Genomic DNA, 13,007 nt, shown 5'->3' with positions numbered 1-13,007 from the left:
TCATGGCTTAGCCTACGACGCTGAGGAGGGTTTTGAGCATCTGGTCGATGACCGACAGCAATTTTGCCGATGCCGAATAGGACTTCTCCAGCTGCAGCATGAGCGCCGTTTCATCATCCATGTTGACATCGGTTGCATTCGAGAGCGCTTCGGATGCATGTCCGAGGAGTGTCGTCTGATAATCGACGCTCTGGCTTGCGCTCTGGCGTGAGGCCTCCAGCCAACTCCCGGTCAGGGAAGCAAAGCCCTGCAGGGACGCGGTCGGCCCGAAGCCCAGGCTAGGATCGAACGGACGCTGGGCGACCATGCCCTCCGTCAGGGAGGAAAGCCGCTCGGAGAATGCGGCGTTCGCATTGCCGTCCGGATTGTAGACGTAGTCGACGCCGTTGATTCCGCCATCGCGGATATTCTCGAACTTGCCGCCTTTTGTCGGATCGATGGCATCGTTGACCCGGATCAATCCGGCAAGTCCGGCCGTCGCAGGCATCGAGGGAATGCCTGTGGCACCGGCGAAAGTGAAGACGCCGGGCATATCCGGCTTTCCCGCGCCGCTCTGATCGCTCTCGGCAAAAGTCTGGATCAACCCGCGGGCGAGCTCATCGAGCTGCTTCTGGTAGGTGACCGCAACGTCGTCCCGCAAGCGCGCCAATCCGACAAGATTGCCGGAATTCAGCGGCATGAGCGCCCCCGGTCCCGTCACGCGGATCCCGTCGATGAAGACATCCCCGCCTGTCGTGGCCGGTCCGTAGACCGTCGTCGGATTGAACGTCACCGGCCGTGCCGTACGTTCGAACAGCGGCACACCACTATCCGTGTACAGCGCGATGTCGTTGCCGGCGCGCGGCACGACCGTAATCCCGATCTCCTCGGACAGCTGTGCGATCAGGCCGTCGCGCGTGTCCATGGCGTCGCTGACGTCGGCGCCAAGAGCAGAGCCGCTCACGACCTGCTGGTTTGCCTTTTCGAACTTGAGAAGGAGGTCATTGATCCGGGCAACCGAGCCGGCCATCCCTCCATCTGCCTCCAGGCGGACGGATTGGATCGTGGCAGTGGCCTGATTCAAGGTATCCGCCAGATCCGATGCAGCCTTGACGAATCCCCGTGCCAGAACCGGATTATCGGGTGCGTTGGCATATTGCTGCAGCGCGCTGTTCAGCGCACCAACCCGTGCCGCGGCGGATTGATCCAATTCCGTATCGCCGACCGTCTGACTGAGCTTCTTCAACCCTTCAAGCAGGGCCTTCTGGGTGGCGGAATCGGACGTTGTTTCCAACATCTTCGTCAGGAGTGCCTGATCGCTGGCCCGGAGGACCGTGATGCGGGCATACCCGCCTGTCGTTGTGAGGGCAGCGATCTTGCGCGAATAGTTCGGGTCGGAGGCCCCGGACGTGTTGCGGGATACGATCGCCATCTGCGATTGCGATGCCTGCAGCGATGAGCGCGCCGTATTATAGGCTACTGACAGAGACATGGATCAATGACCCTTGAGCAAAAGGGAAAGAGTTACCGCTTCAAGTTCATCAGGACGTCGAGCAGTTCAGATCCGGTCTGGAAGACCTTCGAGTTCGCCGTATAGCTGGTCTGCGCCTCGATCATCGCCGTGAGCTCGGTGCCAATATCGACATTCGATCCTTCGAGAGCACCGGATGCAATGGACCCGAAACCGGAGGTTTCCGGGAAGCCGACCTGATAGCCGCCGGAGGCAGCAGTCGTCTCATAGACGTTGCCGGCACGAGGGCTCAGGTTGTCCGGGCTCGACACATTCGCCAGGGGGATCCGATAGGCGCCAACCCGGGTTCCATCCTCGTAGACCGCATAGACCGTGCCATCTGCGGCAAACTCGACATCTTTCACCGCAGACGGGGCATTTCCGTTGGCCTCACCCGTGACATTGTACTCGCCGGCCAACTGCGTCATGCCTGCCATATCAAGGGCAAATGGTTCGCCGCCGGGGATGCCGAAGTTCAGCACGGATGGTCCTGTCAATTGGCCATCCGCGTCGAAGGTCAGAGTCATCGTTGTCGTTCCGGTCAGCGGATCAGCGCTCGTTCCGTTAGCAACGCTGATGCTCCATTGAGTATCGCTGATCTTCGACAGAGAAATGTCGATCTTGATCGGATTGCCGACCTTGTCATAGACCTGAAGCGAAGATTGCTTACTGACGGCTGGAAGTACAACGACAGGTGCGCCATCCGGCAGATTGCCCTTGAAGGTTCCCTTCGTCGATCCGGTTGCCTGCATGGCAAAGGAAGCCATATTGACCGGCTCGACACCGTCGAGACTGTTCAGAGAGGGATTAACGGCTCCCGCTCCCAACTTGTAGCCCATCAGGGTGAACCCGGATGCGTTGACAAGATTGCCCGTCCGCCCGTCCTTGACGAAGTTGCCGGCGCGCGTCAGGTAGGGGGATCCGCTTGGGTCGCTCACCACGAAGAAGCCGTTACCCGAAATCGCCAGATCCGACGCCGACGTCGTGTAAGCAATGGGGCCTTGATCGGCGATCGTGTAGCGAACCCTGCTGGTGACCGAACCGGAATTGTAGTTGCCTTCGCTTGAAGGAAGAATAAGGGATGAGAACTCCGTCGAAGCGCGCTTGTACCCATTCGTGCTCGAGTTCTGGATGTTCTCGGCAACGGTACCCAACTTGTTCGACTGTGCGTTCATGCCAGAAACGCCGCTACGAAGAACGCCATAAAGACTCATCTGAAGCTCCTACGGTTTCAAACTGGACCTAACACCATGACGCTTGTGCGAGGCTGTATTCCGATCCAGGGTCAATGCTGCGAGACGTGAACAACTCTATTGCTTGAGGGCCTGCGCCAGATCCATGAAGGCATCACGGCTGGCAGGCATGGACGGATCCTGCCGAAGCGCTTCGTAGATCTTCGGGACGAGCACGACCGCCTGGTCGAGCTCCTGATCGTTGCCCGGGTGATAACCGCCCATCAATCGGAGATCCCGCGTATCCTCGAAGCGGGCGATCATCCCGCGAAGGCGACGCACGAGTTCCTTCTGATCCGGGGACCAGACATGATCGGCCAGACGCGAAATCGATCCCAGGACATTGATGGCCGGATACCGCCCCTGATCCGCGATCGAGCGGTCCAGAACGATGTGACCGTCGAGCGTTCCGCGAATATTGTCGGCGACAGGGTCGTTGTGATCGTCACCGTCGATGAGGACGGAGAAGATGCCCGTGATGGAGCCTTTTCCCTCCGCCCCAGGCCCCGCCCGTTCCAGCAGACGGGGCAGGTCGCTGAAGACGCTAGGAGTATAGCCACGGGCGACCGCCGGTTCTCCGGCCGCCAGGGCCACGTCGCGGGCGGCATGAGCGTAACGCGTCACGGAATCGACGATGAGCAGAACCGAATCGCCGCAATCGCGGAAGTATTCGGCGAGTGCCACCGCCGTTCTCGGAGCCTGGCGCCGCATCATCGGACTCTCGTCCCCGGTCGACACCACCATGACCGATTTATGCAGGTTCGCGTGAATGGGCCCTTCCAGGAACTCCCGCACCTCGCGGCCGCGCTCCCCGACCAGAGCGACGACGATCGTGTCAAAGCCCTCGCACTTGGCAAGCATCGTCAGTAGCGTGGACTTGCCGACGCCGGAACCCGCGAAAATGCCGATGCGCTGCCCCTGGCAGATCGGCGTGAACAGGTCGATGGCTTTGACACCGGTTTTCAGAGGCGTCTTGACCCTCGCTCTCGTCATGGCGGACGGTGGCTCGGCGTCGTTCTGTACCGGCTTGTGACCCGGAATGAGAGGTCCCAGATCATCCAACGGCTCGCCGAGAGCATTGATGACCCGCCCCCGCCAGCTGTGATCGGGGCTCAAGCCGGTATCGCTCACAATGAAGGCGGGCGTTCCGATACCGGTCTCGATGCGCCCATTGAAGGGTTTGACGGTAATGCCGCCGTCATCGATGCGAACGACCTCTCCGGTCTGCGTCTTTCCTTGAGCTGCAAACCCGACGCGGTCCCCGAGCTTCACGAACTGCGACAATCCCGAGACCCGGTAATAGCTGGGATTCACCTCGCGGATGGTCCCGCTGATCTGAATCTTCCGCCGACCGAGGGCTTCGGTCAGAACGAATTCTTCAAGCTTTTGGAGAGCATTCATCGCTGTCATCAGGAGCTGGGACCAAGGGTCCGGATGGCATCCATGAGGGTCGACTCGCTTTCCTGGATCGTCGTCGCCGCGCTATCGAAATTTCTCTGAACCGCGATCATCTTCGTCATCTCCAGAACGGGATTGACGTTCGATCCTTCGCTGAAACCCTGCTGAACTCCGGTAGAGTTGAAGTCCTGAACGACTTCACCCGGAATGTTGGATATGACACCAGAATTTCCGAAGCGGCTGAGCTTGCTGTCATTTCTCAGATTGAAGAGACCGATCGCTCCAACCTGGTTGGTTCCCTGCATGATTGTGCCGTCACGGCTGACGGTCGGAGAACCTGCCGTGGGATCGAGGGCAATGGGTGCGCCGCCGGCGTCAAGAACCTGATAGCCTTCGACGGTCAGAAGATCGCCGTTCTCGTTCATCTTGAAGCGGCCATCCCGGGTATAGACCGTTCCATTGGGGCCATTGAAGGCGAACCAGGCCTCTCCCTGAATGGCGACATCGAGCGGATTGTCGGTCTTGGTGATAGGGCCGGTCCGCCGCGACACGAAGTTTTGCCCGGAGGACGCGAAGGACACGTTCTCCTTCGCTGCGAGCGAGAGAATTTCCTCAAACTTCACCTCGTCCGCCCGGAATCCGCCCGTGTTCATGTTTGCAACATTGTTCGCAATCGTGTTGAGGCGCTTTTCCATGGCCACCTGGGCGGACAGCGCAACATAAAGCGAAGATTGCATCGAGGAACTCCGGCCTTTCTCTCATGAGGGCAGCCTGCGAGGCCGGCCCTGATGGCGCGACATCTGTCTGCCGCATGAAGCTGGCCGAGGGGTAATCGAACAGCCTTGCACGAGGCTTGCTCCCCTGTTTCCAGCTTCGCGCAAGCCTCCGCGCTTAAGACATCCTCAACAGGTTGGACTTTCACAAAAGGGACCACAACTTTGGGCGTTTTGATCGGATTGGCAGTCGCCATTGGCTCGCTCGTGAGCGGCTATGTCGCCATGGGCGGTCACCTGGCTGTTATTTGGCAGCCTTGGGAATACGTGATCATCTGCGGCATCGCGATCGGCACATTCATCATCGCGAACCCCATGTCTCTGGTGAAGGACACGGGTCGGGCCGCGCGCGAGGCGATTTCCGGCACCGTCCCTAAGAGAGATCATTACCTTTCAATCCTGGGGCTTCTTTATGCCCTCATGCGGGAACTGAAGAACAAGCCCCGCAACGAGGTCGAAGGCCATATTGATCAGCCCGAAGAATCGGAGATCTTCAAGGCTTTTCCGAACGTTCTCAAGGATAAGGACCTCACGCTCTTCATCTGCGACTACGCACGGCTGATCATCATCGGCAATGCGCGCCCTCATGAGATCGAGGCTCTCATGGAAGAGGAAATCGGGACTCTCAAGCGTGATCGCCTGAAGCCCTATTATTCCATCAATACCGTCTCGGAGGCGCTTCCGGCCCTCGGCATCGTTGCAGCCGTGCTGGGAATCGTGAAGGCTCTGGGCGCCATCGATCAATCACCCGCGATTCTGGGTGGATTGATTGCTTCCGCGCTAGTCGGAACCTTCGTCGGCATCTTCATCTCCTACGCATTCCTGTCGCCGCTAGCGAACAAGGTAAAGTCGACTCGCGAAAAACAGACCCGCGTCTATGTCATCGTCAAGCAGGCTCTCATCGCCTACATGAACGGCGCCCTCCCCCAGATCGCCGTGGAACATGGCCGTAAGGGCATCTCCGTGGAGTATCGCCCGACCATCGACGAAGTTGAAACCGCGACGACGACCGGTGGCCGTTCCGAAGACCTGAAAGAGGCCGCGTGATGATGAGCGGAGCACAAAGCGCCACCGACATTCGCGACATGCTTCTGGATGCCGCAGGCCTCTCTCTCGATCGCCTGCCGATGCTTCATGTGATCTTCGACCGCATGTCGACCAGTTGCGCCGAGCACCTGCGCCACATGGCGGCATCGCCCATGTACTACTCGCTCAGCGGGCTCGAGAGCGGACGCATCACCGAAATCCTGGAGATGTACGAAGCGAACGCCGTCGCGGGGATTTTTCATGCTCCGGAATGGGACAGCCATATCCTGATCGGTTTCGACCGTGATTTCATCTACACGATGGTGGAGGTGCTCTTCGGCTCCGATGGCTCAGAACCGCCGGTGGAGGAAGCGCGGGGCTTCTCGAACATCGAGCTCAGGATGGCTCAAACGCTCTTCGAGCAGGTCGCCAAGGCTCTGCAGGCATCATTCTCGCTGATCGTCGACACGAAATTCAAGCTCGAGCGCATCGAGACCCGTATGGACTTTGCCGTCATCGGGCGGCGGAATAATCAGGCTGTCGCAGCCAAGTTCCTTCTCCAGGCGCTCAACCGCGGCGGCGAAATGTTCGTCATCATTCCGCAATCGGTTCTCAACCCGATGCGGAAAGCCCTCTCCCATGTGGTGACCGGCGAATCGTCAGGCCGCGACCCGCGGTGGATGAAGCAAATCGCCACGGAAGTGAAGAAGACCGAGGTCACGCTCAAGGCGGTTCTCGAAGAACGCTTCCTGTCACTCGGCGAGATCGCCGATCTCAAGATCGGAGACGTCATCGAACTGCAGGCAACCCCGCGCAGCCGCGTCAAGCTTGAAAGCAATCAGCAGGGTCTCTTCTGGTGTCATATCGGGCAGTCGGAGGGATCATATGTTCTGAAGGTCGATGAACTCATCGACCAGGAAAAAGAGTTTCTGGATGATGTCCTCCCTCGCTAACGCAATCCTGTTCCTTGCTCTCGTGACGACTGCCGTCATGGTCGCGGTCATGTATCGAAAGCTTAAGAGGCTTGATCGCTACCATGCCGAGTATCAGCAGATCTTCGACAAAACCGGAGTTGCGCTGATGACCGCCCAAAACGCCGTGGCGAGCTTCGGCGCGGAGGGAAAGGAGACCCTCGTTCTTCTCAGTCAGCGCATCGAGGAAGCCCAGGCCATCGCCACGCGGCTTGAGCACCTCACTCAAGAGGCACGCCTGCAAAGGCAGTCATACTCCGGCACATCTCACTCATAAGGCCCAATCCGATGACGAATCCCTTCGAGCCCAAACCCCAGGACAAGGCAGTGTGGCAGCAGGAGAACGCCTTTGAAGGCTCCTCTCTGCACGACGACAAGCTGGGTGGCGGAAAGAATCTCGACTCGATCCTGCGCATTCCAGTCACGATCCAGGTTGTCCTCGGTTCCGCAACGATGCCTGTTGCCAATCTGATGAAGCTCGGGCGAGGCGCGATCGTGCCCCTCGATCACAGGGTCGGCGAACCGGTCGATGTCGTCGTGAATGGACGCATCATCGCCCGCGGTGAAGTCGTCGTTGTCGAAGACGACAATTCCCGATTTGGCATCTCACTGACCGAAATTGTCGGTCCTCCTACCAACGATCTTAACGGCTAAGTTGGTTTCACGACATGGTCGCTCACGTTCCCATGAAGGCGAATGGCACAAAGGTCCTGAAAGGACCTGAGCGCGTCGCAACCCTCCTCTTTGCTATGGGAAAGCCTGCCGCAAGCAGGATCCTCAAGCACTTCAGCGAGGAGGAGATTCGCCTTGTCACCAAATCCGCCGCTCAACTTGGACCGGTATCCCCGACCCAGATCGAGCAATTGGTTGAGGAGTTCGCATCGAACTTCACCGACGGCGCGGACCTGGTCGGCGGTGCGGCCCATATCGAAAAGCTGCTGACGGGAATTCTGAGCCCTGAGCAGATCGCCAGCATCATGAGCGAGGTCGTCGGAAACGCGAACAGAAGCATCTGGGAGCGTATATCGACCGTCAGTGAAAGTGCGATTGCCTCCTATCTCATGAAGGAGCACCCGCAGACAGCGGCTCTCATCCTGTCGAAGGTGAAGCCGTCCTGCGCCGCGAAGGTCATGACGCAGTTGCCGCAGCCGCTGCGGAACAATCTTATGCGGCGCATGCTGAGCATGAAACCCATCGTCGACGAGACGATGAAGAACATCGAGAAGACGTTGCATGAGGACTTCATGGCGAACTTCTCAAAGAACGCCGGGGCCGACACGCACGCGAAGATCGCCGACATCATCAACAAGATGGAACGGGACCATATGGAGGATGTCCTGACCAGCCTCTCGTCCGTGCGCCCGAAATCGGCCGAGATCCTCAGAGGTCTGCTCTTCACCTTCGACGATATCGTGAAGCTGACGCCGAAGGATCGCACCACCCTCTTCGACCAAGTGCCTCCGGATCGTGTCGTCCTGGCTCTGAAGGGTACGAACGACGATTTCCGCAAGGTCGTCCTGACCGCTCTCTCATCGCGCGTTCGCCGTATGATCGAGCACGAGCTCAACAGCAAGGAGCCATCCGCCCACCGAGACATCGCAGAGGCCAGACGTACCATTACGGATCTCGCGCTGGAGATGGCCGGTCGAGGGGAGATCGTCATCAACTCAGAAACCGAGGATGAAGCCTACTTCTAGCGCGACGTGCGGAACCGCAGGTCCGCATCAGCGACCCGAAGGGCCACGCCAGTGAAAAGTGGACCCGCTTTTCGTAACCAACGAGGCGCAAGCCCAAGAAATGAGCATCGGATTAGATCCCAGAAGTGGTCTCCACTGTTGGGTCCTATGCTCTAGCAGTCGAACCTCGGATCATGTCTGATACGGACGATAAGGACAGCAAAACAGAAGCGCCTTCCGATAAGAAGGTTCGCGAAGCTCTCGAAAAGGGAAACATTCCCTTTTCGAGAGAAGCGCCCATGTTCGCGTCCATCTTGGGAATCCTGCTCGTTCTCGCATTCTCGGCGCGCAGCACCACCAAGACCCTGACCGAGAAGCTGTCGCTCTTCGTCAATCGTCCGCAGGACTTTCGCCTTGAATCCGGGCCGGACGCGGCTGCACTGATCCAGGCAATAGCCCTTGAGGTCGGTCACTTCCTCCTCCCGATCATTGTCATTCTGGCAAGCTGCAGTCTTGCTGCATCGATATTGCAGAATGTGCCATCCGTTGTCTCCGAGCGGATCAGACCGCAGTGGAACAGAATTTCACCTGTGAGCGGGTGGAAGCGGATCTTCGGCCGCCAGGGTTTAGTGGAATTTTCAAAGTCATTGTTCAAATTCGCAACGATGACAATCGTCAGCCTCCTGCTTCTGAAGTCGGAGCAATATAAGGTTCTGAATGCCATGTTCACCGATCCCTCCCTCCTTCCGGAGTTGATGTTGACCATGGCAATGCGTCTTGTCTCCGCCATCGCCATTGCGACGATCGTCCTTGTTGCGGCGGATCTGCTCTGGGCCCGTTTCAAATGGCACAGCGATCTAAAGATGACGAAGCAGGAGGTTAAAGAAGAGTATAAGCAGATGGAGGGCGATCCGATGGTCAAGGCCCGGATGCGCTCCTTGGCTCAGGACCTGAGCCGCAAGCGAATGCTGGCCGCGGTTCCCAAGGCTACCTTCGTGATTGCCAATCCGACCCACTTTGCCATTGCCATGCGCTACGAGCGCAGCGAGGCGAGCGCTCCGATCGTCGTGGCCAAGGGCAAGGATCTCATCGCACTGAAGATCCGTGAGATTGCCGAAAAAAGTGGCATCCCGGTGATCGAAGACAAGCCTCTCGCAAGATCCATGTACGATCATGTTGAAGTCGATCGGATGATTCCTCCCGACTTCTATAAAGCCGTCGCTCAGATCCTGTTCTACATTCTCACGAGGTCGAAATGAGAGGCCTTCGCGTCGTCGAAGTTGCTGCTCTATTGAGAGAGCATTGGGACATTCAAGCCTTCGAAGAGGTCTTGGCGTGCAACATCAAGGATGTCATCGCCGATTTCTGTCTTGCAGACGCTGAGATCATTCGCTTCTATGCCGATAATCAGTTGCACGGCAACATGGACGAGATGATCACGTCGTCCGCCGAACTCTATTTCAAGGGCGAAACGCTATCCTACGGCTATGTCGCTCACGTAAATTCCGGACAAGAAGATTCGTCGTGTATCGTTCTCGAAATGGAATTCGTACACGATTCCATCACGGTCTTCTTCCAGCTCATCTTCGGCAACTATTACATCGGCGTAAAGATCAACGAAGTTCTATTGGACGTAACATTCCACAAAGCGGATTTCAATCCATCGTCCTTTGAGAGGATTCTTTCATCCGCCCGCTTGCGGCCGCTGCCATCCCGGTTCAAGTCGTCCTACTGCCTTGCCGGAACCGTGCGCCATTGAGCGCAGGACGATCACAGACCGATTCAATGCAAAACAAACTTCTGACAGCGGCGAGTCTGATGGCAGTGGCAGGGGTGATTTCGGCCTGCAACTCGACCGATGCCTCATACAGTCAAGGACCTTGGGGGCCTGGACATGTCCGTCGGAATTACCCGGAATATTCCGCACCATGGGGCGGGCGGCTGCCCGCATCGCCCGAATATGCGATCGGCGGCCCCGTTATCGCTGCGGCCAATCCGATCGAACTCGACATGGCGCGCCCCGAAAGACGGCGCGAAGTCCATCTTGAAGCGGATATAGGTCCTGCCCCCACGACCCAGGACATCGGCATCGCGCGCCCTTCAGATCAGGTCATCCTGGCCGCCCCGACGCCGATTACGCCGGATCGACCATCACGCGCGGCAAACCCAGCCCCTGCTGATAGCCAGTCGAGCCCTCCGGGCATTTTCACGGCACCTCAACGCGCTTCTTCCTACGCAGGAACCTGGAATGCTCGCGTCGGCGCGTCCTCCTGCAAGGTGCAGCTTTCCAGCGTCCCGTCTCTGGATCTTTACAAGGCCTCAACGCAAGGATGTACGCATGAGACCATGCGGAGCGTGAACGGATGGAGCTTCCGCGAGAACCAGGTCATCCTTTTCTCGCGCGGCCAGCTGGTTGCCCGCTTGTCAGGAGCGGAGGCCGCGCTTGCCGGAACATTGAACAGCTCCGGCTCGGAAATCAGGATGTCACGCTAGAGCATCATTCGATGCTCTGGATACCGCTGCCTCAACCGTCCGAAGCCGTCTGTCCGCTGCTCAAGCCAGGAGCATCCGCGCAAAAAGCTCTGGCTCCTGGGGTCCACTGACCGAATCCGGTTGCGACCATGTTGGCAATGACGCGACAGACATATCGCTTTTGTGCCGGATCGTTGTTCGGCCCCGCGTGATAGCGCGCGACGGCCATCGTCCAGGTGTCATGACGCGTCTTGAGCTCACTCAGGAAGCGCGCGGCATATTCCACGTTGGTGCGTGGATTCAACATGCTTTCCAGTGATGGAAAGTTCTCACGATGATAAAGATGATTGATCTGCATGCAGCCGAGATCGATGAGCCTTGCGCCGCCTCTGCTGGCTTCCTGGAAACGCTGCATCGCCTCAGCCGCGCTGCTCGAGAACACGGCCTTTCCTTCAACATTCATGGCGTATGGCTGCAGGCTGCCGCGACGTCCCGTTTCGGTGAGACCGACGGAATAGAGCATGCCCAAGGGAACGCCATATTTCGACGAAGCTCGCATCATCTCTCGTTCGCATAGGCCGCTCGGAGACTGCGCCATGCTCGAGGTGGCGATTCCAATGTTAAAGGTAGATCCCGCCAGTACGGCTACCGCCAGGAGGCAGGCTCTCTTTCCCATCCCTGCGCAGTTCCGACCCGCCTCTGCCATACCGCTCGTCCTGATGACGCGAGGAGTTCCCCTGACCTGCCGCCGCGCCCTGGTCAAAGGCCTGGCCCTGTGACTGAGTTCCTTGCTGAGGACGCTGGAATGAGGAACGGTCATGAGAGGCAGCTTCAGTAGATTGAATGTTGATTGCATCGGGGCGATAACCGGAGACCCGGAGGAGGCTGGACAGCTTCTCCGCATCATTCCTCAGGAGTTCGGCCGTATCCTCGTTTTGAGCTTGAATCTCCATTTCGATACCGTCGCCGGCAAGCCGCATCCTGATCGTCACGAGGCCGAGCTCCGCCGGCTTCAACTGAAGATCCAGGACTCTGAGAACCCCAGCGGATGCTCTCGCCGTGGCGACCCGATTCAAACCATCCTGCTGAAAGGACGGCTGTTGAGGTTCCGTCAGTCCCCTGACATCTTCGATGATGGACTTTGCGAGATGCTGAAGTGTTGATGGCGGAAGAGAAGCTGTTTCCGATTTCGATCCGCCAACCGGCGACTGCTTTTGCAGCTCTGCGCGACCGGAAGCGCGATCCAGGGAAACGTCTTTCACGATTCCTTCTTCCTCGCTTCTCTTTGCAGCCTCGGCTTCGGCAGTCATATCGGTCAAAGCTTGATTTAACCCATCGCCATTGCCTGCCAGCTGGCTTTTCATCTCAGCGCCTTTGGGCTTCACAGGGAGCAGAGTTTCCGTTGTCGGACCTGTCCCTTCGTCTGGAACTGTCGCGCCTGACTCAGTCGATGAGATGCTTAACCCTTCGACAATAGGCCTGAAATGCGTTTCCTGGTTCTGAACCGATACCGCAAGCTTCGATCCCAATCCTGAGTTCGCCGGACTCAGCTCGTCCACCCTCTGCTGCGGCATGGCCAAATTAGCAGATGCAAGGGATGCGCCCGATTGTCCAGCATCGGCATTGCCCCCATTCCCGGTCCGCGCCAGAATGCGGGGGAGAAGATTCTCAAGAATCGAAAGTACGGGACTTCCCGATTGAAGCGCTAAGGTGCCTGCGGAACCGTCGCTCGGCGTCACGTCAGGCAGGAGGGCCTGCAGCGGATCGATTTCGGCGCCATCCAGTTCCGGACTCACCTTGTCCGCTTCACTGCCGAGAAGAATTGTCTCCTGCTGAGACGCGCCGACACCTTCCTTCTGCGAGCGCCCTGAAAAGCCATCCAGGAGCGAACCGAAGTCAGATGTCGCGGCGTTGCCCGAATTCTCTTGGGCGTCCGAATTCACGGATGCGTTGCGCGACTGGGTGTCCAC

General features: G+C 58.3%; 14 protein-coding genes. 8 read left to right on the top strand and 6 right to left on the bottom strand.

The window, feature by feature from the left end; translation table 11 throughout:
- Positions 1 to 7: 7 nt before the first annotated feature.
- From flgK to flgF, 4 genes are all read right to left on the bottom strand, one after another.
- Positions 8 to 1,471 carry a flagellar hook-associated protein FlgK gene (gene flgK / locus JO965_RS03800; RefSeq protein WP_203442389.1) on the bottom strand — a complete coding sequence of 488 codons (1,464 nt, stop codon included), beginning with the start codon at positions 1,469 to 1,471 and terminating at the stop codon, positions 8 to 10.
- Positions 1,472 to 1,503: 32 nt separating this feature from the next.
- The gene (locus JO965_RS03795) at positions 1,504 to 2,703 is read right to left on the bottom strand and encodes a flagellar hook protein FlgE (RefSeq protein ID WP_203442388.1); all 1,200 of its coding nucleotides are present in this window, start codon (positions 2,701 to 2,703) and stop codon (positions 1,504 to 1,506) included.
- Between the two features lie 96 nt (positions 2,704 to 2,799).
- Entirely contained in the window at positions 2,800 to 4,122 is a 1,323-nt protein-coding gene (gene fliI / locus JO965_RS03790) for a flagellar protein export ATPase FliI (RefSeq protein WP_203442387.1), read from the bottom strand.
- Positions 4,123 to 4,130: 8 nt separating this feature from the next.
- Complete coding sequence (flgF, locus tag JO965_RS03785) at positions 4,131 to 4,856, bottom strand: flagellar basal-body rod protein FlgF (RefSeq protein ID WP_203442386.1); 726 nt, start codon at positions 4,854 to 4,856, stop codon at positions 4,131 to 4,133.
- Positions 4,857 to 5,057: 201 nt separating this feature from the next.
- On the opposite strand from flgF, the gene motA reads away from it, so the two are divergent.
- The 8 genes from motA (at position 5,058) to JO965_RS03745 (ending at position 11,058) form a co-directional block, all read left to right on the top strand.
- Entirely contained in the window at positions 5,058 to 5,939 is an 882-nt protein-coding gene (gene motA / locus JO965_RS03780; RefSeq protein WP_203442385.1) for a flagellar motor stator protein MotA, read from the top strand.
- Positions 5,939 to 6,871: a flagellar motor switch protein FliM gene (locus tag JO965_RS03775; protein ID WP_203442384.1), complete on the top strand. Its 933-nt coding sequence runs from the start codon at positions 5,939 to 5,941 to the stop codon at positions 6,869 to 6,871. The genes motA and JO965_RS03775 overlap by 1 nt, the downstream gene beginning before the upstream one ends.
- Positions 6,852 to 7,166 (top strand): hypothetical protein, encoded by a 315-nt coding sequence (locus tag JO965_RS03770; protein ID WP_203442383.1) that lies wholly within the window; start codon positions 6,852 to 6,854, stop codon positions 7,164 to 7,166. The genes JO965_RS03775 and JO965_RS03770 overlap by 20 nt, the downstream gene beginning before the upstream one ends.
- Before the next feature lie 11 nt (positions 7,167 to 7,177).
- Entirely contained in the window at positions 7,178 to 7,543 is a 366-nt protein-coding gene (fliN, locus tag JO965_RS03765; protein WP_203442382.1) for a flagellar motor switch protein FliN, read from the top strand.
- 14 nt (positions 7,544 to 7,557) lie between these two features.
- Positions 7,558 to 8,586, top strand: a complete 1,029-nt coding sequence (locus JO965_RS03760) for a flagellar motor switch protein FliG (protein ID WP_203442381.1) — start codon at positions 7,558 to 7,560, stop codon at positions 8,584 to 8,586.
- A gap of 173 nt (positions 8,587 to 8,759) precedes the next feature.
- The gene (gene flhB, locus JO965_RS03755) at positions 8,760 to 9,824 is read left to right on the top strand and encodes a flagellar biosynthesis protein FlhB (RefSeq protein WP_203442380.1); all 1,065 of its coding nucleotides are present in this window, start codon (positions 8,760 to 8,762) and stop codon (positions 9,822 to 9,824) included.
- Complete coding sequence (locus tag JO965_RS03750; protein ID WP_203442379.1) at positions 9,821 to 10,324, top strand: hypothetical protein; 504 nt, start codon at positions 9,821 to 9,823, stop codon at positions 10,322 to 10,324. Before flhB ends, JO965_RS03750 begins: the two co-directional genes overlap by 4 nt.
- Positions 10,325 to 10,350: 26 nt before the next feature.
- Complete coding sequence (locus tag JO965_RS03745) at positions 10,351 to 11,058, top strand: AprI/Inh family metalloprotease inhibitor (protein WP_203442378.1); 708 nt, start codon at positions 10,351 to 10,353, stop codon at positions 11,056 to 11,058.
- A 31-nt stretch (positions 11,059 to 11,089) separates the two neighbouring features.
- On the opposite strand, the gene JO965_RS03740 is transcribed toward JO965_RS03745, so the two are convergent.
- Together JO965_RS03740 and JO965_RS03735 are read right to left on the bottom strand one after the other, a co-directional pair.
- A complete protein-coding gene (locus JO965_RS03740) occupies positions 11,090 to 11,713 on the bottom strand; it encodes a transglycosylase SLT domain-containing protein (protein WP_371826828.1) in 624 nt (207 codons plus the stop codon).
- Positions 11,658 to 13,007: a flagellar hook-length control protein FliK gene (locus tag JO965_RS03735; RefSeq protein ID WP_203442376.1), complete on the bottom strand. Its 1,350-nt coding sequence runs from the start codon at positions 13,005 to 13,007 to the stop codon at positions 11,658 to 11,660. The genes JO965_RS03740 and JO965_RS03735 overlap by 56 nt, the downstream gene beginning before the upstream one ends.

It is taken from the genome of Microvirga sp. VF16, from assembly GCF_016864375.1.
Taxonomy (GTDB): Bacteria; Pseudomonadota; Alphaproteobacteria; order Rhizobiales; family Beijerinckiaceae; genus Microvirga.
Note: the sequence above shows the minus strand (reverse complement) of the source record. Positions and strands in the feature narration are given on the sequence as shown.